Genomic DNA, 25,118 nt, shown 5'->3' with positions numbered 1-25,118 from the left:
CGCTGAACTGCGCGGGCCCGGCGCGGCCGGGTTCGCGCGCGATTTTCGAGGTACGTCCATGTTTACAGCCAGGATCGCGCGCTCGACGGCCAGCGAAAGCGCACCGGCCGCTTCGTCCGCCACGCCCGGTGCGCCCACGGCCGACTGCGTGCTCGAGGTGCGCGGCGTCGGCAAGTCCTTTCCCGGCGTCGTCGCGCTCGACGGCGTGCAGTTCCGCGTGCGCCGCGGCACCGTGCATGCGCTGATGGGCGAGAACGGCGCCGGCAAGTCCACGCTGATGAAGATCATCGCGGGCGTCTACACGCCCGACCAGGGCGAAATCCTGATCAACGGCGAACCGGTCGTGCTGAACGGCCCGCTCGATGCGCTCGACCGCGGGATCGCGATGATCCATCAGGAACTCAACCTGATGCCGTACATGACGGTCGCGGAGAACATCTGGATTCGCCGCGAACCGAAGAACCGCTTCGGCCTGATCGATCACGCGGCGCTGCGCCGCCGCACGGCCGCGCTGTTCGAGCGGCTGTCGATCGACATCGATCCGGAGACCGACGTGCGCACGCTGACGGTCGCGAGCCGGCAGATGGTCGAGATCGCGAAGGCCGTGTCGTTCGACTCGGACGTGCTGATCATGGACGAGCCGACCTCCGCGCTGACCGACAAGGAAGTCACGCACCTGTTCCGGATCATTCGCCAGCTCCGCGAGCAGGGCAAGGGCATCGTCTACATCACGCACAAGATGAACGAGCTGTTCGAGATCGCCGACGAGTTCTCGGTGTTCCGCGACGGCAAGTACATCGGCACGCATGCGTCGACCGACGTCACGCGCGACGACATCATCCGCATGATGGTCGGGCGCGAGATCACGCAGATGTTCCCGAAGGAAGAGGTGCCGATCGGCGACGTCGTGCTGTCGGTGAAGGATCTCTGCGTCGACGGCGTGTTCCGCGACGTGAGCTTCGAGCTGCGCGCGGGCGAGATTCTCGGCGTCGCGGGCCTCGTCGGCTCGGGGCGCTCGAACGTCGCGGAGGCGCTGTTCGGCGTCGTGCCGGCCACGTCGGGCGAGATCCGCATCGACGGCAAGCCGGTGCGGATCGCGACGCCCGCGCAGGCGATGAAGCACGGGATGGCGTTCCTCACCGAGGACCGCAAGGATTCCGGCTGCTTCCTGAATCTCGACCTGCTCGCGAACATGGAAGCGGCGGTGCTCAGCCGTCGCTACGTGAAGTTCAACTTCGTGCAGCACGCGCAACTGAAGCGCGACTGCGAGGAAATGAGCCGGATGCTGCGCGTGAAGTCGCCCGGGCTGCACGAGGAAATCCAGAACCTGTCGGGCGGCAACCAGCAGAAGGTGCTGATCGGTCGATGGTTGCTCACGCAACCGCGCATCCTGATCCTCGACGAACCGACGCGCGGCATCGACGTCGGCGCGAAGGCCGAGATCCACCGGCTCGTCAGCGCGCTCGCCGGCAAGGGCGTCGCGGTGCTGATGATCTCGTCGGAAATGCCGGAAGTGCTGGGGATGAGCGATCGCGTGATGGTGATGCACGAAGGGCGCATGACCGGCATCGTCGATCGCAAGGACGCCGACCAGGTCCGCATCATGGATCTCGCGTCGCGCTGAGCCGAAACAAGATTGGAGACACTGAAATGGGCAACCTGAACCCGGTCGCGGATGCGCAGACCATGACCCTCAAGTCGCGGCATGCGAAGTGGCCGCCCGAACTGAGCATCTTCCTCGTGCTGGTCGGCATCAGCCTGTTCTTCGAGATCGTCGGCTGGGTCGTCGTCGGCCAGAGCTTCCTGTTCAATGCCGAGCGGCTCGAGATCATCGTGCTGCAGATGGCCGTGATCGGCATCATCGCGGTCGGCGTGAACCTCGTGATCATCACCAGCGGGATCGACCTGTCGTCGGGGTCGGTCGTCGCGGCGGCCGCCGTCGTATCGGCGAGCCTCGCGCAGGTGTCCGACTTCCCGCGCGCGGTGTTTCCGCACCTCACCGACCTGCCGATCATCTGGCCGGTGCTGGCCGGCGTGTGCGTCGGGCTGCTGGTCGGCCTGCTGAACGGCACGCTGATCGCGATGACGGGCATCCCGCCGTTCATCGCGACGCTCGGCACGATGGTCGCCGCGCGCGGTTTCGCGAAGTGGTTCACCAACGGGATGCCGGTGTCGATGCTGACCGACCCGTTCGCGGCGATCGGCGCGGGCGCCAACCCGGTGATCATCTTCGTCGTGATCGCCGCGATCTTCCACGTCGTGCTGCGCTACACGCGCTTCGGCAAGTACACCTATGCGATCGGCGCGAACCGCCATGCGGCCGTCGTGTCGGGCATCAACGTCACGCGGCACCTGATCTTCGTCTATGCGATCGCGGGCCTGTTGAGCGGCATCGCGGGGACCGTGACCGCCGCGCGTGCGATCTCCGGCCAGTCGGGCATGGGCGTGATGTACGAGCTCGATGCGATCGCGGCCGTCGTGATCGGCGGCACGTCGCTGTCGGGCGGCCTCGGCCGCGTGACGGGCACCGTGATCGGCGTGTTGATCCTCGGCGTGATGACGTCGGGCTTCACGTTCATTCGCATCGACGCGTATTACCAGGAGATGGTGAAGGGCGCGATCATCGTCGCGGCCGTGATCGCCGACCAGTACCGCAACAAGAAGTCGCGCCGCTGATCGATTCCACCGCTGCCGAAATCACGAAACTGCCCGGGAAGACGATGAAGATCGCGCTGGACCCCTACATGATTCGCCACCTGCCGCTCGACCGGCTGCCGCACGCGGTGGCCGAGCTCGGCTACGACCAGATCGAGCTGTCGCCGCGCGGCGACTTTCTCGACTGGTGGGTGATGCCGCGCGCGACCCGTGAGCGGATGGCCGCGTTCCGCCACGCGATGCGCGCGAGCGGCGTCGGTCTCGCGTCGCTGCAACCGATGTACCGCTGGGCGAGCCCGTTCGACGACGAGCGGCAATGGGCCGTGCGCTGCTGGAAGAAGGCGATCGAGGTGGCAGTGGAGATGGAGTGTCCGCTGATGGTGTCCGAGTTCGGGCGCGGCGCGTCGCCGGAGCGCTCGGTCGGCGAGCGGCCGGGCGCGAACCCTCAGGCGCTGTGCGAGGCCGCGTGGTTTCGGTCGATGGACGTGCTGCTGCCGATCCTCGAGCGCGAGCGCATCGTGCTGTCGGTCGAGCCGCATCCGGAGGACTGGATCGAGCAGTTGCAGCCTGCGATCGACATCGTCACGAACCTCGGTTCGCCGTCGCTGAAGCTGTCGTATATCGCGCCGCATACGTTCCACTACGGCGACGACATGGCCGCGATGATCGCGGCCGCCGCGCCGATCCTCGCGCACGTGCGCGTGGCCGATACCTTCGACCACCGCAAGAGCAGCCAGCTGCGCTACATCGTGAACCCGCCCGGCTCGAACCAGATTCGCGTGCACCAGCATCTCGACATCGGGCAGGGCGAGATCGACTGGGACGTGTTTTTCCGCGCACTCGGCGCCGCCGGCTTCGACGGCGTGCTGTCGTCGTGCGTGTTCGCGTGGGAAGACCGCGCGGAAGCGTCGTCGCGCTATATGCGCGACGCGATCCAGCGCTACGTCGATCGCCATTTCGATCGCGCGGCGCGTTGACCGATGACCGATTGTTGACCGGCGCGGCATGGGCCGCGCCGCTGATGAACGAACGACTGGAGAGAACTGCATGACCTTGCAAATCGGCGTGATCGGCTGCGGCGCGATCGGCCAGGACCACATCCGCAGACTGACCCGCACGCTGTCCGGTGCGCGCGTCGTGGCCGTCAACGACATCGATCCGCAGCAGGCGCGCGACGCGGTGACGAAGTATGGGCTCGACGCCGAGATCTACGGCGACGGCCACGAAGTGGTCGCGGCCGCCGACGTGCAGGCCGTGCTCGTCACGTCGTGGGGGCCGACCCACGAAGCGTTCGTGCTCGACGCGATCGCGCACGGCAAGCCGGTGTTCTGCGAGAAGCCGCTGGCCGTCACGGCCGACGGCTGCATGCGGATCGCCGAAGCCGAAGTCGCGCACGGCAAGCGGCTCGTGCAGGTCGGCTTCATGCGCCCGTACGACGAAGGCTATCGCGCGCTCAAGCGCGTGATCGACAGCGGCCAGATCGGCGCGCCGCTGATGCTGCATTGCGCGCACCGCAACCAGTCGGTCGGCGAGCGCTACACGACCGACATGGCGATCACCGACACGCTGATCCACGAACTCGACGTGCTGCGCTGGCTGCTCGGCGAGGATTACACGAGCGCGCAGGTCGTCTATCCGAAGAAGACGCGCCATGCGGGCGCGCATCTCGCCGATCCGCAGATCGTGCTGCTCGAAACCGCGAGCGGCGTGCGCATCGACGTCGAGATCTTCGTGAACTGCCAGTACGGCTACGACATCCAGTGCGAGGTGGTCGGCGAGCAGGGCATCGCGAAGCTGCCCGATCCGCCGGCCGTCGGGCTCAAGCATGCGGCGCGGCAGTCGGTCGAGATCATGACCGACTGGAAGGAGCGCTTCATCGCGTCGTACGACGTCGAGCTGCAGGCATTCATCGACGGCGTGCGGCAGGGCGCGCTCACTGGCCCGTCCGCATGGGACGGCTACGCGGCGGCGGTCGCGGCCGACGCGTGTGTGCGGGCGCAGCAGAGCGGCGCGGTCGAGCCGATCGCGATGGCCGACCGTCCCGCGTTCTATCGCGGCTGACCCGCGGCCGTTCGCCGCCTGCTTGCCGGACCGACCGACATGACGATGAAGATTGGCTGCGCGCCGTGCTGCTGGGGCGTCGACGACGTGAAGAACCCGCATCTGCCGCCATGGCGGCACGTGCTGGCCGAGGCCGCGCAGGCCGGCTACTCGGGCATCGAGCTCGGGCCGTACGGCTACATCCCGCTCGACCTCGACGTGGTGAGCGCCGAGCTCGAGCGACAGCGCCTGAGCATCACGGCCGGCACGATCTTCGACGATCTCGTGTCGCCGGAGAACCTGCCGAACCTCCTGCGCCAGACGCGCGACATCTGCGCGCTGATCACGCGGCTGCCGAAGCTGCCGACGCAGGACGGCCAGCGCTACGCGGCGCCGTACCTGGTCGTGATGGACTGGGGCCACGAGGAGCGCGACTACGCGGCCGGCCACGGCGATCGCGCGCCGCGGCTGTCCGACGCGCGCTGGGCGCGGATGGTCGGCCATATCCGGCAGATCGCGACGATCGCGCGCGACGAGTTCGGCGTGCGCGCGGTGATCCATCCGCATGCGGGCGGGTACATCGAGTTCGCGGACGAGATCGACCGGATCGTCGCCGATATTCCGGCCGACACGGCGGGCCTGTGCCTCGACACCGGCCACCTGCATTACTCGGGCATGGACCCCGAAACGTGGTTGCGCCGCCACGCGGCGCGGCTCGACTACGTGCATTTCAAGGATATCGACGCGGCCGTGTACGACGCGGTGATGGGCGAGCACATCGCGTTTTTCGCGGCTTGCGCGCGCGGCGTGATGTGCCCGATCGGCACCGGCGTGCTCGACTACCCGGCGATCCGCCACGCGCTCGCCGACATCGGCTACGCCGGCACCATCACGATCGAACAGGAACGCGACCCGCGCAACGCCGGCACGAGCCTGCGCGACGTCGCCGCGAGCCGCGCGTTTCTCGCGTCGGCCGGTTTTGCATGACCCTCTGAACCCGCACCAGGAACACCATCATGATTGACGGACAGATTCTGCTTGGACATTCGATTCGCTGGGGCATGGTCGGCGGCGGGCTCGGCAGCCAGATCGGCTACAGCCACCGGTCGGCCGCGCTGCGCGACGGCAGCTTCCAGCTGGTTGCGGGCGCATTCGATATCGATCCCGAACGCGGCCGGCAGTTCGGCGTGAAGCTCGGCGTCGCGGCCGAGCGCTGCTATCCCGATTACGCGGCGATGTTCGACGCGGAGGCGCGGCGGCCGGACGGCATCCGCGCGGTATCGATCGCGACGCCGAACAACACGCACTTCGAGATCTGCCGCGCCGCGCTGAACGCGGGGCTGCACGTGGTCTGCGAGAAGCCGCTGTGCTTCACGACCGAGGAAGCCGAGGCGCTGCAGCGGCTGTCGGTCGAGAAGAACCGGATCGTCGGCGTCGCGTACGGTTATTCCGGACACCAGATGATCGAGCAGGCGCGCGAGATGATCGCGCGCGGCGACCTCGGCGAGATCCGCATCGTGCAGATGCAGTTCGCGCACGGCTTTCACAGCGAGGGCGTCGAGGCCGCGAGCGCGGCCGCGCGCTGGCGCGTCGATCCGAAGTTCGCGGGCCCGAGCTACGTGCTCGGCGACATCGGCACGCATCCGCTGTATATCTCCGAGGTGATGGCGCCGGAACTGAAGATCAAGCGGCTGATGTGTTCGCGGCAGAGTTTCGTGAAGAGCCGCGCGCCGCTCGAGGACAACGCGTTCACGATCATGGAATACGACACCGGCGCGATCGGCTACGTGTGGTCGAGCGCGGTGAACGCCGGCTCGATGCACGGGCAGAAGGTGCGCGTGATCGGTTCGAAGGCGAGCATCGAATGGTGGGATGAACACCCGAACCAGTTGCGCTACGAAGTCCAGGGGCAGCCGGCACAGGTGCTCGATCGCGGAATGCCGTACCTGCATCCGCACGCATTGCGCGAGGACCGCATCGGCGCCGGGCATCCGGAAGGGCTGTTCGACGCATGGTCGAATCTCTACGCGCGCTTCGCGCTCGCGATGGACGCGGCCGATCGCGGCGACGCCGTGGCGGTGAAGGCGATCCGTATTCCGGACGTGCACGCGGGCGTCGAAGGCGTGCGCTGGGTCGAGAACTGCGTGCGTTCGGCCGACGCGGGCGGCGTGTGGGTCGACTATCGCTGAACGGAGGCGGGCCGGCTGCGCCGCGCTTCGTCGCGACGGCCGGCCTCGGTACACACCCTGATCTTTACGCCGCCGCGAACGCGTTGGACAATCGCTCCCAGTCTTGCCGTGGAGCGTATGCAAGCGATGATCGAGCGCGTGGGAGCGAGCAGGCGGCGCGGGCCGTGCCGCAAACGTGATTAAATTCGCCCTTCATGCATGTATCCAGTCGAGCCCCGGGCCGCGCCGGCCAGCCACGCGCGCGCACCGGGGCCGTCAACTTCGCGCTATCCGATGAGTTCATCCGAGAAACCTCCCGCCACCGTCGAGGCGTTCCTGCAGCACCTGACGCAGGAGTACGACGGCCTCAGCAATCGCCTGAAGGTGATCGCGCGCCACGTGGAAACGCATCGGGACCAGCTTGGGCTGGAGGGCATCCAGTCGCTCGCGGAAGCCTGCGGCGTCCAGCCGTCGGCCGTCGTGCGCTTCGCGAAGCACTTCGGCTTCTCCGGGTTCTCCGAGATGCAGCGGCTGTTCCGCGAAGGGCTCGCGCAGCAGATCGCGCCGGGCCGTGCGTACAACCTGCGCGTGCGCGACGTGATCGAATCGGGTTCGTCGAGCCTGCAACCCGAACAGATCGCCGACGAATTCATCAAGGGCAGCATTGCCGGGATGCAGCAGTTGCGGCAGACGCTCGACTCGCAGGCGCTCGCGCAGGCGGTCGACCTGCTCGCCGATACGCAGGCGATCTGGATCGCCGGGTCGCGGCGCGCGTTTCCGATCGCCGTGTATCTGGACTATGCGCTGCAGCACACCGACAAGCGCATCGGGCTGTTCAGCGCGCTCGGCAGCATGCATCTCGGGCAGATCCGATCGGTGCGCGAAGGCGACGTGATGATCGTGATCTCGTTCATGCCGTACGCGGACGAGACGGTACAGGTCGCGCAGCAGGCCGCGCAGCGCGGTGCGCGGCTGATCGCGATCACCGACAGCCGGATGAGCCCGCTCGCGCGGGAGGCGGAAGTGACGCTGATGGTGCAGGACAGCGCGACGTTCGGCTTTCGCGCGCTGACGGCGACGATGGGCCTTGCGCAGAGCCTGTTCGTCGCGCTCGCGTACCGGCTCGAGCTGTCGTACCTGCCGACCGCCGACGGCGCGCACGGCACGAAGGCCGGTTGATCTCGGCTACCGGTGCGCCGCCCGCCGAACGGATCGACGGGCGGCGCACCGGCCGGCTTACTTCGCGGTCGGCATCGCGAATTCGGCGCCCTTGCCGATGCTCGACGACCAGCGCTGCATCACAGACTTCTGGCGCGTGTAGAAGCGCACGCCTTCCTCGCCGTACGCGTGCATGTCGCCGAACAGGCTCTTCTTCCAGCCGCCGAAGCCGTGCCATGCCATCGGTACCGGGATCGGCACGTTGATGCCGACCATCCCGACCTGGATGCGCCGCGCGAATTCGCGCGCGATCCCGCCGTCGCTCGTGAAGCACGACACGCCGTTGCCGAACTCGTGCGCATTGATCAGGTCGACCGCTTCGCCGAAATCCTTCACGCGCACGCAGCCGAGCACCGGCCCGAAGATTTCTTCCTTGTAGATCCGCATGTCGGGCGTGACGTGATCGAACAGCGTGCCGCCGGTGAAGAAGCCGGCCTCGCGGCCCGGCACGCGCAGCCCGCGGCCGTCGACCACCAGTTGCGCGCCTTCGTTCACGCCTTGCTCGATATAGCCTTCGATGCGCTTGAGCGCTTCGCCGGTGACGATCGGGCCCATCTCGACTTCCGGCGACATCCCGTCGCCGATCACCAGCTTGCGCGCGCGCTCGGCGACCGCCGGCACGATCCTGTCGGCCACGTCGCCGACCAGTACCGCGATGCTGATCGCCATGCAGCGCTCGCCGGCCGAGCCGTACGCGGCGCCAATCAGCGCATCGACCGCCTGCTCGATGTTCGCGTCGGGCATCACGACGAGATGGTTCTTCGCGCCGCCCAGCGCCTGCACGCGCTTGCCCGACTGCACCGCGCGCTGCTGCACGTAGGCCGCGATCGGCGTCGAGCCGACGAAGCTGACGGCCTGCACGTCCGGGTGGTCGAGCAGCGCATCGACCGCGCCCTTGTCGCCCTGCACGACGTTGAACACGCCGGCCGGGAGGCCGGCCTGCGTGAGCAGGTCGGCGATGAACAGCGCGGCCGACGGGTCGCGCTCGCTCGGCTTCAGCACGAACGTGTTGCCCGTCGCGATCGCGACCGGGAACATCCAGCACGGCACCATGCACGGGAAGTTGAACGGCGTGATGCCCGCGACGACGCCGAGCGGCTGGCGCATCGTCCAGTTGTCGATGCCGGTGCTGACCTGGTCGGTGAAGTCGCCCTTCAGCAGTTGCGGCACGCCGCACGCGAATTCGACGATGTCGATGCCGCGCGCGACTTCGCCCTGCGCGTCGGAGAACACCTTGCCGTGCTCGGCCGTGATGATCGCAGCCAGCGTGTCGCGGTGCTCGTTCATCAGTTGCAGGAAGCGGTGCAGCACGCGCGCGCGGCGGATCGGCGGCGTCGCGGCCCAGTCCGGGAACGCGGCGTGGGCGGACGCGACGGCCCGCTCGACTTCGTCGTTGCCGGCGAGCGCGACGCGGCGCACCGCGCGGCCGAGCGACGGGTTGAGCACGTCCTGGAAGCGGCCGCTGCGGCCGGCGACGGGCGCGCCGTCGATGTAGTGGCCGACGTCGGCGTCGGACGTATACGCGGGAACCGTGGTCATGCGTGTCTCCTGGGAGTAGGGGGTGAACGGAACCAAGTCTAGGCAAAGCGGCGGGGCGGGAGAAGACCGCGCAGCTTGATTCACTGTTCAGAATTCTGAATAATCACTGGATGAATCAGCAAAATGTCCAGGCGCTCTGGCCGCATATCCATTCGCTGACGGTGCTGGCCGCGGCCGGCAGTTTCACGGCCGCCGCGCAGCGGCTCGGCATCAGCAAGGCCGCGATGAGCCAGCGCATCGCCGATCTCGAAAAGGCGGCCGGCGTGCCGCTCGTGCGCCGCACCACGCGCAGCGTGCGGCTCACCGATGCGGGCCAGACGCTCGTCGACAGCACGCGCGATGCGTTCGAGTCGATCGGCCAGCATTTCGCGCGCGTGAAGGATCTCGCCGGCGAGCCGCGCGGGCTGCTGCGCCTGACGGTGCCGGTCGCGCTCGGGCGCCAGCAGGTCGTGCCGCACCTGCCCGATTTCCTGCGCCAGCATCCGGGCGTGCAGATCGAGCTCGACCTGTCGGACCGCCTGCATTCGCTGACGCAGGAGGGCTTCGATCTCGCGATCCGCCATACGACCACCGCGCCGCAGACCCACGTCGCGTGGAAGCTGTGCGACACGCGTTCGCTGCTGGTCGCGAGCCGCGACTATCTCGACGCGCGCGGCGCGCCGCGCCACCCGAGCGAGCTCGTCGATCACAGCTGCCTGTGCTATCTGCGCGAGCACGAGCCGGCCGCGTGGAGCTTCGAGCCGGACGGCCGCCGCGAGCGCGTGAGCGTGCCGGTGCGCGGCAGTTTCGCGGCGAACAACAGCGAGGCGATGCGCGAGGCCGCGCTCGGCGGGCTCGGCATCGCGCTGCTGCCCGATTTCAGCGCGCGGCGCGATCTCGACGCCGGCCGGCTCGTCGCGCTGCTCGACGGCTGGCGGCCGTCGGGCGCGTTCGGCGACCACATTTTCGCGATCCGCCCGTACAGCCCGGTCGTCCCGAGTGCGGTGCGCGCGCTCGTGCGGCACCTGCGCGAACGGCTCGCGGGCGGCTTCTCCGGCGCGTGAGCCGGGTGCCGGCGGGCGCCTGGCCGTGGGCGGCCCGGGCAAGCGCGGCGGCGCTGCGGTAAAATCGCCGCTTCCTCCCGCGCCACGTATGGCGCGTCATTCGAAGGTCGACAGCCGATGCAGATTCACAAGGAAGTGGACGCGCGCGGGCTCAATTGCCCGTTGCCGATCCTGCGTGCCAAGAAAGCGCTTGCCGATATGGAAAGCGGGCAGATCCTCAAGGTGCTCGCGACCGATCCGGGCTCGCAGCGCGATTTCGCCGCGTTCGCGAAGCAGACGGGCAACGAGATCGTCGAATCGACGACCCAGGACAAGACCTTCGTATTCCTGATGCGCCGCCGCTGAAGGCGCGCATCACGTGTCCCGCCGCGCCGGGCGCCTCGCCGGCTGTCCCTGGCCCGGTGCCCTTGCCCAGGCGCCTGTTCCATTGGAAAGCGCTGGCCACACTTCTCTGACAATTCTTAAACCTCGTTGCGCGACCGGCTGCGTATACTGACCCGGCCGGTCGTCCGCTCCCAGCGGAGGCGCCGGCCACGGTACGTCGCACGGCGGGCTCGGGGGCCATGCCTGACGCTACCGTCGTACAACGGGGAGAGGACATGTCCTTCAGACCAGGGACCCTTCGAAGTCCGTCCGGAGCGGAAAGCATCGCGCCCGTGCGCACCTCGGAATTGAGCCGGATCGAGCTCGATCCGCAACAGGACCGCCACGCGCGTGCCGCGCTGGAGGCCTATGCGGATTCGGCCGCGGCCGAGATGCCGTGGCTGGCCGAATGGCTGGACGAACGGCTGCGCGACGCCGCGCGGGACGACGGCGCGGGCCCGACCTACTGCGGTGCGACGATCGAACGCGTGTTCGATCTGGCGCAGGCATGGGCGGCGGGCCAGCCCGACTACGCGGCCGGCGCGTGGGAGCGCGTGCGCGACCAGTTGCAGCGGATGCTGGGGCAGCCCGTGCTGGGGCAGCCCGTGCTGGCGCAACCGCCGTTGCCGCAGCGGCCGTCGCCGCGCATGCCGACGGATGATTTCGCCGAGCCGGTGGCCGGCATCGCGGGCGCCGAATAGGCGTCCGGTTGCGCAAGAGAAAGGATTATTCGAAGAAAGGGCGATAGTCCGCGCAATTTCTTGGCGAATTTCATACTACTATGATGAAATCGCCGGTTCGTCCGTGCCCCGTTTTTGAGATATTTAGCCGGGGTCGCCGGCTTGCGCAGGAGGCGCGAGCGGCGAACGACGGCTCGCCGGCCGGTATCCGGACGCCGCGCACAGGTGGCGCGGCCGGGGCAGGCGCGGGAGCCGAGTGGACGAGTCGACTTCGATTTGCGGGGTGCTATGAGAATTGCTGTACTGGATGACGATCCGGCCCAGACGGATTTCGTCAGTCAAACGCTGACGGCCGTCGGCCATACGTGCTATGCGTTCAAGGAAGGCAAGGCCCTGAAGAAGCGCCTGCAGCGCGAGACGTTCGACCTGCTGGTGCTCGACTGGAACGTGCCCGACATGTCCGGCGAGGAAGTGCTCAAGTGGGTGCGGGCGAACCAGACCGAGCACAGCCTGCCGATCATCTTCATGACGAGCCGCGACGACGAGGCGGGAATCACGCAGATCCTCAACGCCGGCGCCGACGATTACGTGGTCAAGCCCGTGTCGGGCCCGATCCTGCGCGCACGTATCGGTTCGCTGCTGCGCCGCGCGTATCCGGTCAATGCCGAGGCCACCGTCCGCGAGTTCGACCAGTTCCGCTTCGACGTGAACCTGAAGCAGGCGTACGTCGGCGACAAGGCCGTGAGCCTCACGCAAAAGGAATTCGAGCTCGCGCTGCTGCTGTTCCAGCATCTCGACCGGCCGCTGTCGCGCGCGCACATTCTCGACCTCGTATGGAAGCAGGCGACCGACATTCCGTCGCGCACGATGGATACGCACATTTCGATGCTGCGCACCAAGCTCGGCCTGCGGCCCGAAAACGGCTACCGTCTCGCGCCGATCTACGGATACGGCTACCGGCTCGAACGGGTCGGCCAGGGGGAACCGGAGTGACCGCGCGCATCACGCGGCGCACGGCGGGCCTGTGCACGGCGGCGCTGCGCGCGGCCTGCGCGGTCGCATTCGCGTTCGCCGCGCAGCAGGCCGCGGCGCAGCCGCCCGCCGCCGCGGGCAAGACGGTCGTCTATCGCACGCAGGTGGGCGACACGCTGTACGACGTCGCCGCGCGCTACCTGCAGGGCGTGGACGACTGGCAACTGCTCCAGCAGATCAACGGCGTGCCGGCGCCGAAGCGCCTGCAGCCCGGCATCGCGCTGAAGCTGCCGGTCGCGCGCCTGCGCAAGGAAAAGCTCACCGCACGCGTGATCGCGGTGCAGGGCACGGCCGAGCGCGCGTCCGGCGCTGCCTTCGCGCCGCTCGCGAACGATGCGACGCTCGCCGAAGGCGACCGCGTGCGCACCGGTCCGAACGGCTTCGTGACGATCGAGCTGACCGACGGCACGCACATGAGCCTGCCGCCCGACAGCCAGCTCGACCTGAAGTCGCTGCGCCGCACGGTGCTGACCGGCACGCTCGATCGCGAGTTCGAACTCACGCGCGGCTCGGTCGACAGCGAAGTCACCCACCTGAAGAAACGCGACGACCGCTTCCAGATCCGCTCGCCGTCGGTCGTCGCCGGCGTGCGCGGCACGCGCTTTCGCGTGAACTACGACGCGGCCGGCACGGCGTCGACGCGCGTCGAAGTGCTCGACGGCACCGTCGGCGTCGCGGGCGGCCGCAAGCCGGTCGGCGCGACGCTCGTGCATGCGAACTTCGGCAGCGTCGCGACGTCGTCGGGTGCGGTCGGCGCGCCGATCGCGCTGCTGGGCGCACCCGCGCTCGAGCATCCCGACAAGGTGCAGGACGAGCCCGACGTCGCGTTCGACATCGCGCCGCTCGAGCAAGCGCATGCGTACCGCGTGCAGCTCGCGCACGATGCGGGGCTGATGGACCTGTTCCGCGAGACACGCACCGATTCGCCGCGCGCGGTGTTCCGCGACGTGCCGAACGGCAACTACTTCGTGCGGATCGCCGCGATCGATGCGAACGGCCTCGAGGGGCTACCGCGCACCTATACGTTCGAACGCCGCGTGATGGGGCTCGACGCGAGCGCGTCGCCGGGCGCCGGCGGTTACGAGTTCCGCTGGTCGCCGAACGGGGCGGGCAAGAACGCGCGTTACCGGTTCGTGCTGTCGCGCTCGAAGGACCTGAGCGCGCCGGTCGTCGATCAGGTCGGCCTGCACGCGCGCCAGATCACCGTCGCGCACCTGCCGCCGGGCGACTATTTCTGGGCGGTGACCGTCGAGGAATTCGAAGGCGGCAAGTTCTACGAGAAGACCAGTCCGGTCAGCGCGTTCACGCTGTCGCGCTGACCCGCGGCGCATGAAACCCGATTCCGTTTCCACACGGCGGCACCTCGGCCGCCGCTTTCTGATCGAATGGATCGCGATCGGCTGCCTCGGGGTCGCCGTGATCCTCGCGTGCGCGCTCGGCCGCCTGTCGTCGAGCGTCGACGGGCTGATCTACGACCGGCTGCTGATGCTGCGCAGCCTGCCGCTGTCGCCCGACGTGGTGGTCGTCGACATCGACAACCAGAGCGTGTCCACGCTCGGCCGCTGGCCGTGGCCGCGCGACGTGCATGCGCGGCTGCTCGACACGCTCGCGCGCGCACAGCCGGCCGCCGTCGTCTACGACGTGCTGTTTACCGAACCGTCGCCCGAGGATCGCGCGTTCGCGGACGCGATGAGCCGCGTGCCGACCTTCCTGCCGGTGCTGCTGAGCCCCGAGCAGGCGGACGGCATGCGTTCCGTCGATCCGCCGGTCGCCGCGCTCGCGGCGCGCGCGACGGGGCTCGGCCATATCAATCTCGAAGTCGATCGCGACGGCATCGTGCGCAGCGTCGCGCTGTTCGAAAGCGACGGCCGCGTGCGCTGGCCGCAATTGATGGTGCCCGTCTATCGTGCGATCCAGGCCGGCCGGCTGCATCCGGTCGGCGGCGTGCCCGGCGCGAACGCGCACGACCTGTCGCGCGATGCGGCGGGCGACGGCCGCTACCTGATTCCGTTCAGCCGCAACACGCCCGCGTATCCGACGCTGTCGTTCGACGACGTGCTCGAAGGGCGCGTGAAGCCCGACGCGCTGCGCGGCAAGATCGTCGTCGTCGGCGTGACGGCGTCCGGGCTGTACGATCGCTTCGCGACGCCGGTGTCCGGCGAATTCGGCCCGCTCGCCGGCGTGTACATCCATGCGAACGTGCTCGACATGCTGGCGACCGGCAGTGCGATCTCGCCCGCGTCGCCCCTTGGGCTGTTCGTCGCGTCGCTGCTGCCGCTCGCCGTGTTGCTGGGCGGCTTCCTGATGCTGTCGCCGTGGCGTGCGCTGCTGCTGACGCTGAGCCTCGCCGCGCTCGCCGTCGTCGCGAGCCTGGCGCTGCTGTTCGAGGCGCGCATCTGGCTGACGCCGGCGCCCGCGATCTTCGGGCTGATCGCCGTCTACCCGATCTGGAACTGGCGGCGGCTGGAAATGACGATGTCGTACCTGCGCCGCGAGCTGCAGAAGCTCGCCGACGAGCCGCACCTGCTGCCCGAGGCGCCGCGTACGCGCAGCGTCGGCGGCGACGTGCTGGAGCGGCAGATGGCGCTGATGGCGCAGGCCGCGCAGCGCGTGCAGGACATGAAGCGCTTCGTGTGGGACAGCCTCGACAGCATGCCCGAGCCGATCTTCGTGACCGATCTCGCCGGCACCGTGCTGATCGCGAACCACGCGGCGAAACGCTACGGGTCGCGGCTCGCGCTGCCGCTGCCGGAAGGGCGGCCGCTGCGCACGGCGCTCGGCGAGCTGACGTTCATGAAGACCGTCGACGGCAACGCCGAGCACGACGCGGCGATCCGCGAGCGCTGGCCGGCCGCGCTCGACCCGACGCTCGAGGCCGAGCACGACGCGATGGCGCGCGGTATCGAGGTGCGCGATCGCGACGGGCTCGACCATCTGCTACGCTACGCGGCGTGTACGAACGCGCAAGGGCGCGTGACGGGCTGGATCGCCGGCCTCGTCGACGTGACCGAGCTGCACGCGGCCGAACGGCATCGCGAGGAAGCGCTGCACCTGCTGTCGCACGACATGCGCTCGCCGCAGTCGTCGATTCTCGCGCTGGTCGAGATCGAGCGCGACCGCGTCGACAGCGACGCGATGCGCGGGTTGCTCGCGCGGATCGAGCGCTATGCGCACCGCGCGCTGTCGCTCGCCGACGAGTTCGTGCAACTGGCGCGCGCGGAGTCGCAGGCGTACCAGCTCGAGGTGACGAGCCTCGTCGACGTGCTGATCGACGCGAGCGACGAGGTGTGGCCGCAGGCGCAGGCGAAGCACATCCGCGTCGAGACCGACGTGGGCGCCGACATGTGCTGGGTGCGCGCGGACCGCTCGCTGATCACGCGCGCATTCGTGAACCTGCTGAACAACGCGGTCAAATACAGTCCGTCCGACACGGTGATCACGTGTACGCTGACGGTCGAGCACGCATCGAAGCGGATGTTCTGTACGATTCGCGATCAGGGATACGGCATTGCGCCGGAAGATCAGCGGCATCTGTTCGAGCGTTTCAAGCGATTCCATGCCGGCGAGCGGCCCGAAATCTCGGGCTCCGGGCTCGGCATGGCATTCGTGAAGACGGTCGTCACGCGCCATGGGGGCAGCGTGTCGGTCGACAGCGAAGTGGGTGTCGGCACCGCGGTGACGGTGTCGCTGCCCGCGATCGACGAGCCGTCCGCCTGACAGGGCCGGGCGCGACGGCAGGTATTTGGGGAAAGCCATGAGAAAGCAATGGGCGGCGACCGCGCTGGCGGCGTCGCTGTTGACGGGTTGCGCGGGCGTGACGAGCGGCGTGAGTGCGCTCGGGCAGCCGAATGCATTTGCATCGGGGGCGCACGGCTACGATTTCGTGCGGACGGCTGCGCAGGCGGGCGACGCCGAGTATCGGCAGATCGAGACGCTCGTGCGCGACGAACTCGCGCGCCGCGGCTTCGATGCGCAGCCGCTCAAGGACGCGCGCTACCGGTTGTCGATCGCGTATGCGACGCAGCCGGCGGCGGTCGCGGCGAGCGCCGCCGGCTGCGGCGCGGCGAGCAGCGCATGCGTGACGGTCGACGGGCCCGCGCCGTTCGCGCTGCCGTTCATGGGCCGCGTGTACCGTCACGTGCTGACGCTGCGCTTCGTCGATGCGAAATCGGGCGCCGACGTCTATCGCGTGTCGGCGTCGCTGCGCGACCGCGATCCGGGCACGCAGCAGGCCGCGCCGGCGCTCGTGAAGAGCGCGCTGGCGAAGGTGCCGTTCGGCGACGGCAGCGGCTGGCTCGTCAAGACGAAAAAAGACGACGCGGGCGGCATGCCGGGCGTCGTCTCGGTGAAGCCGGCCGACGCGCACTGACAGCGCTGGCCGCGAGGTGAGGGCGGGCCCGCCGGGGCGGGCTCTTGCCGCGTTCAGACGGTCGGTTGTCCGCCGTCGCGCGTGCGCAGGTACGTTTCGAACTCCGCACCGACTTCCGGGTGGCGCAGCGCGAATTCGACCGTCGCCTTCAGGTAGCCGAGCTTGCTGCCGCAGTCGTAGCGCGTGCCCTGATACTTGTAGGCCAGCACCTGTTCGTCGGCGAGCAGCGCTTGGATCGCGTCGGTGAGCTGCAGTTCGCCGCCCGCGCCCGGCTTCAGCGCACGCAGATGCTCGAAGATCCGCGGCTTCAGGATGTAGCGGCCGACCACGCCGAGGTTCGACGGCGCGACTTCCGGCGCCGGCTTCTCGACGATCGCCGACATCTTGACGATCGACTCTTCCCATTCCTTGCCGTCGACGATCCCGTACGACTTCGTCTCCGACGGCGGGATCTCTTCGACGCCGATCACCGAGCTGTGATAGTGGTCGAACACGTCGACCATCTGCTTCATCACCGGCGGGTTGCCGTCGAGCAGGTCGTCCGCGAGGATCACCGCGAACGGGTTGTCGGCGACCAGCTTTTCCGCACACAGCACCGCGTGGCCGAGGCCGAGCGCTTCCGGCTGGCGCACGTAGAAGCAGTCGACATGGCTCGGCTTGATGCTGCGCACGAGTTCGAGCAGCTTTTCCTTGCCGCGCGCCTCGAGCTCGGCCTCGACTTCGTACGACTTGTCGAAGTGATCCTCGATCGCGCGCTTGCTGCGCCCGGTGACGAAGATCATCTCGGTGATGCCCGCCGCGATCGCTTCCTCGACCGCGTACTGGATCAGCGGCTTGTCGACGACGGGCAGCATTTCCTTCGGGCTCGCCTTCGTTGCCGGCAGGAACCGCGTGCCGAGGCCGGCCACGGGGAATACCGCCTTGGTGACTTTCAACATGATCGAACCTTTATTCCTGTAATCGACTTGTCAGACGGTCTATGTTCACGTTCGCATTATATTGAACGCAATTGACCTTACCGTTTGTTACGCAGGCAACCGATCGAGCTGCGCACGCAGTTTGTCGAGCGTGCTCTGGAATTCCGCGACGCGTTTCTGCTCCTGTTCGACCACGGCCGGCGGCGCTTTCGCGACGAACGCCTCGTTGCCGAGCTTCGCGTTGCATTTGGCGATCTCGCCCGTCAGGCGCGTGATTTCCTTCGACAGGCGCTCGCGTTCGGCCGCGACGTCGATTTCCACCTTCAGCACCAGCTTGTTCGGGCCGACGATCGCGATCGGCGCGCCGTGCGCTTGCCGGTCGAGCGCCGCTTCGTCCGCAAGGATCTGCACGTCCGACAGGCGCGCGAGCGCCTGCACGTACGGCGCGAACGAGCGCAGGCGCTCGGCGTCGCCGGCGGCCAGCAGCGGCACCTTGGTGGCCGGCGACAGGTTCATCTCGCCGCGCAGGTTGCGGCACGCGTCGACGATCGCCTTCAGGTCGGCCGCCCACTGTTCGGACGCCTCGTCGAGCTTCTGCAGGTTCGCGACCGGATACGCCTGCGTCATCAGCGACGCTTCGCCCTCGGCCTTGCCTTGCGGATAGCGGCCGGCGAGCGGCGCGACCTTTTGCCAGAGCGCCTCGGTGATGAACGGGATGACCGGGTGTGCGAGGCGCAGCACCGTTTCGAGCACGCGCAGCAGCGTGCGGCGCGTCGCGCGCTGTTGTTCCGGCGTGCCGTTCTGGATCTGCACCTTCGCGAGCTCCAGATACCAGTCGCAGTACTCGTCCCACACGAACTTGTAGATGCTGCTCGCGATGTTGTCGAAGCGGTAATCGGCGAAACCCTTTGCGATGTCGGCTTCGGTGCGCTGCAAGAGCGACACGATCCAGCGGTCGGCCGCCGAGAAGTCGAGGTAGCCGCCGGGGCCGCAGTCGCCCGCGCCGCACACTTCCGGCTTGTCGGCGCCGCAGTCGTGGCCTTCGCAGTTCATCAGCACGAAGCGCGTCGCGTTCCACAGCTTGTTGCAGAAGTTGCGATAGCCTTCGCAGCGCGCGAGGTCGAAGTTCACGTTGCGGCCGAGCGTTGCCATCGACGCCATCGTGAAGCGCAGCGCGTCGGTGCCGAACGCGGGGATGCCGTCCGGGAATTCCTTGCGCGTCTTCTTCTCGATCGTCGCGGCCTGCTTCGGGTTCATCAGGCCCGTCGTGCGCTTCGCGACCAGCGCCTCGAGGTCGATGCCGTCGACGATGTCGATCGGGTCGAGCGTGTTGCCCTTGCTCTTCGACATCTTCTGGCCTTCCGCGTCGCGCACGAGGCCGTGCATGTAGACGGTATGGAACGGCACCTTGCCGGTGAAGTGCGTGGTCATCATCACCATCCGGGCGACCCAGAAGAAGATGATGTCGAAGCCGGTGACCAGCACCGACGACGGCAGGAAGTGCTTCAGTTCGGGCGTTTCGTTCGGCCAGCCGAGCGACGAGAACGGCACGAGCGCCGACGAGAACCACGTGTCGAGCACGTCTTCGTCGCGCTTGAGCGCCCCCGTGTAGCCCTTTGCCGCGGCCTGCGCGCGTGCGTCTTCCTCGTTGCGGGCGACGAACACCTCGCCGTTCTCGCCGTACCACGCGGGGATTTGGTGGCCCCACCACAGCTGGCGCGAGATGCACCAGTCCTGGATGTTCTCGAGCCACTGGTAGTAGGTGGTCGTCCAGTTTTCCGGGACGAACTTGATCTGGCCGTCGCGCACGACGTCGAGCGATACCTCGGTGATCGACTTGCCAGGATGGAACGTGCCTTCCGGCGCCGGCTTCGTCATCGCGACGAACCACTGGTCGGTCAGCAGCGGCTCGATCACGACGCCCGTGCGGTCGCCGCGCGGCACCATCAGCTTGTGCGGCTTCACGGAGTCGAGGAAGCCTTGCGCGTCGAGGTCGGCGACGATCGCCTTGCGCGCGTCGAAGCGGTCAAGGCCGCGATACTGTTCGGGGCCGTTGTCGTTGATCTTCGCGTCGAGCGTCAGGATCTCGATCGGCGCGAGCTTGTGGCGCAGGCCGACCTGGTAGTCGTTGAAGTCGTGCGCGGGCGTGACCTTCACGACGCCGGTGCCGAATTCGCGGTCGACGTAGTCGTCGGCGATCACCGGAATCTCGCGGCCCGTCAGCGGCAGCGTGACGAGCTTGCCGATCAGGTGCGCGTAGCGTTCGTCTTCCGGATGGACCATCAGCGCGACGTCGCCGAGCATCGTCTCGGGACGCGTGGTGGCGACCGTCAGCGAGCCCGAGCCGTCGACGAGCGGGTAGCGGATGTGCCACAGGTGGCCGTTTTCTTCCTCGCTGACGACTTCGAGATCCGACACGGCGGTGAGCAGCACCGGATCCCAGTTGACGAGGCGCTTGCCGCGGTAGATCAGCCCTTGTTCATACAGCGTGACGAACACGTCGCGCACGGCGGCCGACATCTTGTCGTCCATCGTGAAGTATTCGCGCGACCAGTCGGTCGACGCGCCGAGGCGGCGCACCTGGTCCGTGATCGTCGAACCGGATTTCTGCTTCCATTCCCACACGCGCTCGACGAACTTCTCGCGGCCGAGGTCGTGGCGCGACACGCCCTGCGCGTCGAGCTGGCGCTCGACGACGATCTGCGTGGCGATCCCCGCGTGGTCGGTGCCGGGCACCCACAGCGTGTTCTCGCCGAGCATCCGGTGATAGCGGGCGAGGCCGTCCATGATCGTCTGGTTGAACGCGTGGCCCATGTGTAGCGTGCCCGTCACGTTCGGCGGCGGCAACTGGATCGCGAAATCGGGGCGGGACGGATCGAATGCCGGGGCGGCGTAGCCGCGTTTTTCCCACTCCGGCCCCCATTGGGACTCGATGGTGTGGGGTTCGAAGCTCTTCGCCAGCGTGTTGTCGCTCATGGTTGGAAATTTGCCGAAAAATGCTTGTTGGAGACTTGAACCGCACATTATAAGTCGCCGGGCGTCGAGCGGAGCCGTTCGCGGCTTACAGTCAGGTTCGCACGTGTCCAATTGCTGACGCGTGTTGGGACGGTTAACTTGCGGGTCAGGCTGCGGGTTTGAGTCGGCGAGGGCTTGCTGCCGCACCGGTCCGCCGTCGCCACCCAGGAGCAGCGTCGCTGCGCATATCCGGGATAAAAAGAACCCTCGGCGGATGCCGGAGGCGAACTATCGCACTAGCCGTGCTTATTTCCGGTCGCTCATATGAATATTTTTCGGGTGGTCTGCGCCGTCGCGCTATGTTCGGCACTGTCTGCCGAAGCAGCCGGTTCCGTCATGGCCGTGCGGCGCACCAATGCGGAGAATTACAAGGACAGGGTGTTGGCGGCGTGCCTGTCGCTCGCTTACTGGGGATCGCCGGCAGGCAAGGATGCCGACGTCACCAAGAGTGCGTTCCTGGAATGGACTCGTTACGATGAGAAAAAAGGCGATCGGGCGGTCGAGCGGCTTGCAGAACACTATTTTTGCGCCGCGATTACGGCAATCCCGTGGAAGGTTACGCCGGGGCAAAATTTGCTCTGCTGAGATGCCTGGACCTGTCTCACGGCCCCGAACTCGCCGAACAAGTTCGCCGGTATGTCCCTCATCCCGACTGGATCGGCGACCAACCTGCTGCCCCGCGCAGGAAATAACGCTGGTCACGCGTGCCGAAGCCGTCGCCGGCGGGGAAGGCGGCCTGTTGGGCCGCGATGCCACATCGGTCGGTCACGGTATCGCGCACGACGGACTTATAATGTCGGGTCCCGCATTTTTCTCGCCCGTTAGCCGCCGCTCCATGCCCGATCTGCTCGCCAATCTGAACCCCGAACAACTCGCCGCCGTCACGTTGCCGAACGAACCGGCGCTGATCCTCGCAGGGGCGGGCAGCGGCAAGACCCGCGTGCTGATCACGCGCATCGCGTGGCTGATCCAGCAGGGCTATGCATCGCCGCCCACGGTGCTCGCCGTCACCTTCACGAACAAGGCCGCGCGCGAGATGATGGCGCGCCTGTCGGCGATGATGCCGATCGACACGCGCGGGATGTGGATCGGCACGTTCCACGGCCTGTGCAACCGGATGCTGCGCACGCACTGGCGCGACGCGGGCCTGCCGCAGACTTTCCAGATCCTCGATACGGCCGACCAGCTGTCCGCGATCAAGCGACTGATGAAAGCGGCGAACGTCGACGACGAAAAGTACCCGCCGAAGAACGTCCAGTACTTCATCAACAACGCGAAGGAGCAGGGGCTGCGCCCGGACAAGGTCGACGCGACCGACAACTTCAACCGCAAGTTCGTCGAGCTGTACCAGGCGTACGACCAGCAGTGCCAGCGCGAAGGCGTCGTCGATTTCCCCGAGCTGCTGCTGCGCTGCTACGAATTGCTCGCGTACAACGCGCCGCTGCGCGCGCACTACCAGGCGCGCTTCCGGCACATCCTCGTCGACGAGTTCCAGGACACCAACAAGCTGCAGTACGCGTGGCTCAAGATGCTCGCGGGCGGCGAGAACGCGATTTTCGCGGTCGGCGACGACGACCAGTCGATCTACGCGTTCCGCGGCGCGAACGTCGGCAACATGCGCGACTTCGAGGACGAATTCCGCGTGCGCAACCTGATCAAGCTCGAGCAGAACTACCGGTCGCACGGCAACATCCTCGACGCGGCGAACCAGCTGATCTCGAACAACGCGCACCGCCTCGGCAAGAACCTGCGCACCGACGCCGGCCACGGCGAGCCCGTGCGCGTGTACGAAGCCAGCACCGATTCGCAGGAAGCCGGCTGGATCGTCGAGGAGATCCGCTCGCTGATCAATACCGGGATGGCGCGCAGCGAAGTGGCCGTCCTGTACCGCAGCAACGCGCAATCGCGCTCGATCGAGCACACGCTGATGTCGTCGGGCATTCCGTACCGCGTGTACGGCGGCCTGCGCTTTTTCGAGCGGCAGGAAGTGAAGCATGCGCTCGCGTACCTGCGCCTGATCGACAACCCGAACGACGACACGGCATTCGCGCGCGTCGTGAACTTCCCGACTCGCGGGATCGGCGCGCGCTCTGTCGAGCAACTGGCCGACGCCGCACGGCTGTACGGCTGCTCGATGGCCGCCGCGATTCCGTACGTGACCGGCAAGGCCGGCACGAGCCTCGGCGGGTTCGCGAACCTGATCGCGAAGATGCGCGCCGACACGCAGCACATGAACCTGCCCGACACCGTCGAGCACATCGTGCGCGCGAGCGGCCTCGCCGATTTCTACCAGGGCGAACGCGAAGGTCAGGATCGCCTCGAAAACCTGCAGGAACTCGTGAACGCGGCCACCGCGTTCATCGCCGAGGAAGGCTATGGGCTCGACACGCCGGCCCGCTCGATTCCGCTGCGCGCGGGCGCGATCGCGGCGCCCGAACTCGGTACCGCGACCGACGATCCGGCGGTCGACGTGCTCGATCCGGCATCGCCCGCCGACCCGGCCCAGAATCCCGACACGATGACGCCGCTCGCCGGCTTTCTGTCGCACGCGTCGCTGGAAGCAGGCGACAACCAGGCGCAGGCCGGCCAGGACGCGGTGCAGCTGATGACCGTGCACGCGGCGAAGGGGCTCGAGTTCTCGGCCGTGTTCATCACGGGGCTCGAGGAGGGGCTGTTCCCGCACGAGAACAGCGTGCTCGAATCGGATGGCCTGGAGGAAGAGCGCCGGCTGATGTACGTCGCGATCACGCGTGCGAAGGAGCGGCTCTACCTGTCGTTCGCGCAAAGCCGGATGCTGCACGGCCAGACCCGCTACAACGTACGCTCGCGCTTCTTCGACGAACTGCCGGAGCACGTGCTGAAGTGGCTCACGCCGAAGGTCGAGGCCGGGTCGCGCTGGGGCGGGCGCTCCGACAACGCCGGCTACGGGCGCGACTGGTTCGCGCGGCCGGGCGGCGGCAGCCGCGAGCAGATCGTCGATGCGGCCGTGTCCGCGCCGCTGCCGGCGTTCGCGGACAAGCAGCGCGCGGCCGACACCGGCTTCCGGGTCGGCCAGCAGGTGTTCCATACCAAGTTCGGCGAAGGCACGGTCACCGCGCTCGAAGGCAACGGCACCGATGCGAAGGCGCAGGTGAAGTTCAAGCGCCACGGCGAGAAATGGCTCGCGCTCGCGGTCGCGAAACTGCAGGCGGTGGAATGATGGACGTCGACCTCGTCGTGGCGCCTGCCGCGCGTCGGCTCGGCATTCTGGCCGCGCTGCCCGAGGAACTCGGCGACCTGATCGCCGCGATGCGCGCCGACGGCGCGATGAAGACGGTCACGCTCGGCCGCCGCGATTATCACGTTGGCACCGTGCACGGCGCGGCCTGCGTCGTCACGCTCGCGCGGGTCGGCAAGGTCGCGGCCGCCGCGACGGTCAGCGCGCTGATCCACGTGTTCGGCGTGTCGGGCGTGGTGTTTACCGGTGTCGCGGGCGGCGTGTCGCGCACGGTGCGGGTCGGTGACGTCGTCGTGGCCGATACGCTGCTGCAGCACGATCTCGACGCATCGCCGCTGTTTCCGCGCTACGAGGTGCCGCTGCTCGGCATCACGCGTTTCGCGACCGACGCGGCGCTGACGGCCCGCTTGCGGGCCGCATGCGCGCTGTTCGTCGAGGAAGAGGCCGCGCGGTTCGCCGAGCGCTTCGGGCTCGCCGGCGCGGCGCTGCACGCCGGGCTCGTCATCAGCGGCGACCGCTTCGTGTCGAGCGAGCGCGAAGTCGTCGCGCTGCGCGACGCGCTGCCGGACGCGCTCGCGGTGGAAATGGAAGGCGCCGCGATCGCCCAGGTATGTGCCGAACACGACGTGCCGTTCGCGCTCGTGCGCACGATCTCCGATACGGCCGACGATCACGCGACGCAGTCGTTCTCGCACTTCCTGTCGGCGATTGCGAGCAGCTATTCGTCGGGCATCCTCAAGCGTTTCCTGACGCTGCATGCGACGACGGCGGCCTAGCAGGCTGTTGAAATTCGGAACGGTGTAAACGGGCGTTGCGAGCGGTGCGTTAGAGATATCGTGTTCATGACCTTGGGCAGATAAGA

20 protein-coding genes are annotated in these 25,118 nt (G+C 67.8%); 17 read left to right on the top strand and 3 right to left on the bottom strand.

The features are described 5' to 3' along the window. The first annotated feature begins 58 nt into the window (after window positions 1-58). The 7 genes from HWX76_RS34440 (at window position 59) to HWX76_RS34410 (ending at window position 8,042) form a co-directional block, all read left to right on the top strand. The gene (locus HWX76_RS34440) at window positions 59-1,624 is read left to right on the top strand and encodes a sugar ABC transporter ATP-binding protein (RefSeq protein WP_176017020.1); all 1,566 of its coding nucleotides are present in this window, start codon (window positions 59-61) and stop codon (window positions 1,622-1,624) included. Between the two features lie 26 nt (window positions 1,625-1,650). Beyond that, entirely contained in the window at window positions 1,651-2,676 is a 1,026-nt protein-coding gene (locus tag HWX76_RS34435) for an ABC transporter permease (RefSeq protein WP_050017580.1), read from the top strand. 44 nt (window positions 2,677-2,720) lie between these two features. Continuing rightward, window positions 2,721-3,632, top strand: coding sequence for a sugar phosphate isomerase/epimerase (locus tag HWX76_RS34430; protein ID WP_176017019.1), 912 nt, complete (start codon window positions 2,721-2,723; stop codon window positions 3,630-3,632). A 70-nt stretch (window positions 3,633-3,702) separates the two neighbouring features. Continuing rightward, window positions 3,703-4,716 carry a Gfo/Idh/MocA family oxidoreductase gene (locus HWX76_RS34425; protein WP_176017018.1) on the top strand — a complete coding sequence of 338 codons (1,014 nt, stop codon included), beginning with the start codon at window positions 3,703-3,705 and terminating at the stop codon, window positions 4,714-4,716. 39 nt (window positions 4,717-4,755) lie between these two features. Next, window positions 4,756-5,682 carry a TIM barrel protein gene (locus HWX76_RS34420; RefSeq protein WP_089488369.1) on the top strand — a complete coding sequence of 309 codons (927 nt, stop codon included), beginning with the start codon at window positions 4,756-4,758 and terminating at the stop codon, window positions 5,680-5,682. Between the two features lie 29 nt (window positions 5,683-5,711). Next, entirely contained in the window at window positions 5,712-6,884 is a 1,173-nt protein-coding gene (locus tag HWX76_RS34415; RefSeq protein WP_050017573.1) for a Gfo/Idh/MocA family oxidoreductase, read from the top strand. Between the two features lie 273 nt (window positions 6,885-7,157). Continuing rightward, a complete protein-coding gene (locus HWX76_RS34410) occupies window positions 7,158-8,042 on the top strand; it encodes a MurR/RpiR family transcriptional regulator (RefSeq protein ID WP_050017572.1) in 885 nt (294 codons plus the stop codon). Between the two features lie 57 nt (window positions 8,043-8,099). Here the strand turns inward: HWX76_RS34410 and HWX76_RS34405 are convergent, their stop codons facing one another. Beyond that, window positions 8,100-9,620, bottom strand: a complete 1,521-nt coding sequence (locus HWX76_RS34405; protein ID WP_050017570.1) for a CoA-acylating methylmalonate-semialdehyde dehydrogenase — start codon at window positions 9,618-9,620, stop codon at window positions 8,100-8,102. Window positions 9,621-9,730: 110 nt separating this feature from the next. Between HWX76_RS34405 and HWX76_RS34400 the strand changes: the two genes are divergently transcribed. From HWX76_RS34400 to HWX76_RS34370, 7 genes are all read left to right on the top strand, one after another. Further along, on the top strand, window positions 9,731-10,663 hold the full coding sequence (locus HWX76_RS34400) for a LysR family transcriptional regulator (RefSeq protein ID WP_176017017.1): 933 nt from the start codon (window positions 9,731-9,733) through the stop codon (window positions 10,661-10,663). Between the two features lie 117 nt (window positions 10,664-10,780). Beyond that, the gene (locus HWX76_RS34395; protein WP_006402122.1) at window positions 10,781-11,008 is read left to right on the top strand and encodes a sulfurtransferase TusA family protein; all 228 of its coding nucleotides are present in this window, start codon (window positions 10,781-10,783) and stop codon (window positions 11,006-11,008) included. 254 nt (window positions 11,009-11,262) lie between these two features. Further along, window positions 11,263-11,727, top strand: a complete 465-nt coding sequence (locus tag HWX76_RS34390; RefSeq protein ID WP_124631711.1) for a peptidase — start codon at window positions 11,263-11,265, stop codon at window positions 11,725-11,727. 267 nt (window positions 11,728-11,994) lie between these two features. Then, window positions 11,995-12,699: a response regulator transcription factor gene (locus tag HWX76_RS34385; protein WP_006490421.1), complete on the top strand. Its 705-nt coding sequence runs from the start codon at window positions 11,995-11,997 to the stop codon at window positions 12,697-12,699. Beyond that, window positions 12,696-14,057: a FecR domain-containing protein gene (locus HWX76_RS34380; protein WP_176017016.1), complete on the top strand. Its 1,362-nt coding sequence runs from the start codon at window positions 12,696-12,698 to the stop codon at window positions 14,055-14,057. Before HWX76_RS34385 ends, HWX76_RS34380 begins: the two co-directional genes overlap by 4 nt. A gap of 10 nt (window positions 14,058-14,067) precedes the next feature. Beyond that, window positions 14,068-16,455, top strand: coding sequence for a CHASE2 domain-containing protein (locus HWX76_RS34375; RefSeq protein WP_176017015.1), 2,388 nt, complete (start codon window positions 14,068-14,070; stop codon window positions 16,453-16,455). A gap of 37 nt (window positions 16,456-16,492) precedes the next feature. After that, window positions 16,493-17,107 carry a DUF4136 domain-containing protein gene (locus tag HWX76_RS34370; RefSeq protein WP_124595271.1) on the top strand — a complete coding sequence of 205 codons (615 nt, stop codon included), beginning with the start codon at window positions 16,493-16,495 and terminating at the stop codon, window positions 17,105-17,107. Window positions 17,108-17,160: 53 nt separating this feature from the next. Here HWX76_RS34370 and galU read toward each other — a convergent pair whose 3' ends face one another. Together galU and HWX76_RS34360 are read right to left on the bottom strand one after the other, a co-directional pair. Next, the gene (gene galU / locus HWX76_RS34365; protein WP_050017561.1) at window positions 17,161-18,045 is read right to left on the bottom strand and encodes a UTP--glucose-1-phosphate uridylyltransferase GalU; all 885 of its coding nucleotides are present in this window, start codon (window positions 18,043-18,045) and stop codon (window positions 17,161-17,163) included. Window positions 18,046-18,132: 87 nt separating this feature from the next. Further along, window positions 18,133-21,000 (bottom strand): valine--tRNA ligase, encoded by a 2,868-nt coding sequence (locus tag HWX76_RS34360; RefSeq protein ID WP_050017560.1) that lies wholly within the window; start codon window positions 20,998-21,000, stop codon window positions 18,133-18,135. A gap of 303 nt (window positions 21,001-21,303) precedes the next feature. Here HWX76_RS34360 and HWX76_RS34355 point away from each other — a divergent pair, with 303 nt between their 5' ends. The 3 genes from HWX76_RS34355 to HWX76_RS34345 all read left to right on the top strand — a co-directional run bounded on the left by HWX76_RS34355 (window position 21,304) and on the right by HWX76_RS34345 (window position 25,032). Next, entirely contained in the window at window positions 21,304-21,624 is a 321-nt protein-coding gene (locus HWX76_RS34355) for a T6SS amidase immunity protein Tai4 family protein (RefSeq protein ID WP_244138071.1), read from the top strand. Between the two features lie 250 nt (window positions 21,625-21,874). Continuing rightward, window positions 21,875-24,238, top strand: a complete 2,364-nt coding sequence (locus HWX76_RS34350; RefSeq protein ID WP_050017558.1) for a UvrD-helicase domain-containing protein — start codon at window positions 21,875-21,877, stop codon at window positions 24,236-24,238. After that, window positions 24,235-25,032 (top strand): 5'-methylthioadenosine/adenosylhomocysteine nucleosidase, encoded by a 798-nt coding sequence (locus HWX76_RS34345; RefSeq protein ID WP_124557266.1) that lies wholly within the window; start codon window positions 24,235-24,237, stop codon window positions 25,030-25,032. Before HWX76_RS34350 ends, HWX76_RS34345 begins: the two co-directional genes overlap by 4 nt. Window positions 25,033-25,118 lie beyond the last annotated feature (86 nt).

It is taken from the genome of Burkholderia sp. BCC0398 (assembly GCF_902833245.1).
Taxonomy (GTDB): domain Bacteria; phylum Pseudomonadota; class Gammaproteobacteria; order Burkholderiales; family Burkholderiaceae; genus Burkholderia; species Burkholderia sola.
Note: the sequence above shows the minus strand (reverse complement) of the source record. Positions and strands in the feature narration are given on the sequence as shown.

Excerpts from the sequence above, each read along its gene's own strand:
- HWX76_RS34440 (WP_176017020.1), top strand. The coding sequence starts at position 59 with ATGTTTACAGCCAGGATCGCGCGCTCGACGGCCAGCGAAAGCGCACCG.
- HWX76_RS34435 (WP_050017580.1), top strand. The coding sequence starts at position 1,651 with ATGGGCAACCTGAACCCGGTCGCGGATGCGCAGACCATGACCCTCAAG.
- HWX76_RS34430 (WP_176017019.1), top strand. The coding sequence starts at position 2,721 with ATGAAGATCGCGCTGGACCCCTACATGATTCGCCACCTGCCGCTCGAC.
- HWX76_RS34425 (WP_176017018.1), top strand. The coding sequence starts at position 3,703 with ATGACCTTGCAAATCGGCGTGATCGGCTGCGGCGCGATCGGCCAGGAC.
- HWX76_RS34420 (WP_089488369.1), top strand. The coding sequence starts at position 4,756 with ATGACGATGAAGATTGGCTGCGCGCCGTGCTGCTGGGGCGTCGACGAC.
- HWX76_RS34415 (WP_050017573.1), top strand. The coding sequence starts at position 5,712 with ATGATTGACGGACAGATTCTGCTTGGACATTCGATTCGCTGGGGCATG.
- HWX76_RS34410 (WP_050017572.1), top strand. The coding sequence starts at position 7,158 with ATGAGTTCATCCGAGAAACCTCCCGCCACCGTCGAGGCGTTCCTGCAG.
- HWX76_RS34405 (WP_050017570.1), bottom strand. The coding sequence starts at position 9,620 with ATGACCACGGTTCCCGCGTATACGTCCGACGCCGACGTCGGCCACTAC.
- HWX76_RS34400 (WP_176017017.1), top strand. The coding sequence starts at position 9,731 with ATGAATCAGCAAAATGTCCAGGCGCTCTGGCCGCATATCCATTCGCTG.
- HWX76_RS34395 (WP_006402122.1), top strand. The coding sequence starts at position 10,781 with ATGCAGATTCACAAGGAAGTGGACGCGCGCGGGCTCAATTGCCCGTTG.
- HWX76_RS34390 (WP_124631711.1), top strand. The coding sequence starts at position 11,263 with ATGTCCTTCAGACCAGGGACCCTTCGAAGTCCGTCCGGAGCGGAAAGC.
- HWX76_RS34385 (WP_006490421.1), top strand. The coding sequence starts at position 11,995 with ATGAGAATTGCTGTACTGGATGACGATCCGGCCCAGACGGATTTCGTC.
- HWX76_RS34375 (WP_176017015.1), top strand. The coding sequence starts at position 14,068 with ATGAAACCCGATTCCGTTTCCACACGGCGGCACCTCGGCCGCCGCTTT.
- HWX76_RS34370 (WP_124595271.1), top strand. The coding sequence starts at position 16,493 with ATGAGAAAGCAATGGGCGGCGACCGCGCTGGCGGCGTCGCTGTTGACG.
- galU (WP_050017561.1), bottom strand. The coding sequence starts at position 18,045 with ATGTTGAAAGTCACCAAGGCGGTATTCCCCGTGGCCGGCCTCGGCACG.
- HWX76_RS34360 (WP_050017560.1), bottom strand. The coding sequence starts at position 21,000 with ATGAGCGACAACACGCTGGCGAAGAGCTTCGAACCCCACACCATCGAG.
- HWX76_RS34355 (WP_244138071.1), top strand. The coding sequence starts at position 21,304 with ATGAATATTTTTCGGGTGGTCTGCGCCGTCGCGCTATGTTCGGCACTG.
- HWX76_RS34350 (WP_050017558.1), top strand. The coding sequence starts at position 21,875 with ATGCCCGATCTGCTCGCCAATCTGAACCCCGAACAACTCGCCGCCGTC.
- HWX76_RS34345 (WP_124557266.1), top strand. The coding sequence starts at position 24,235 with ATGATGGACGTCGACCTCGTCGTGGCGCCTGCCGCGCGTCGGCTCGGC.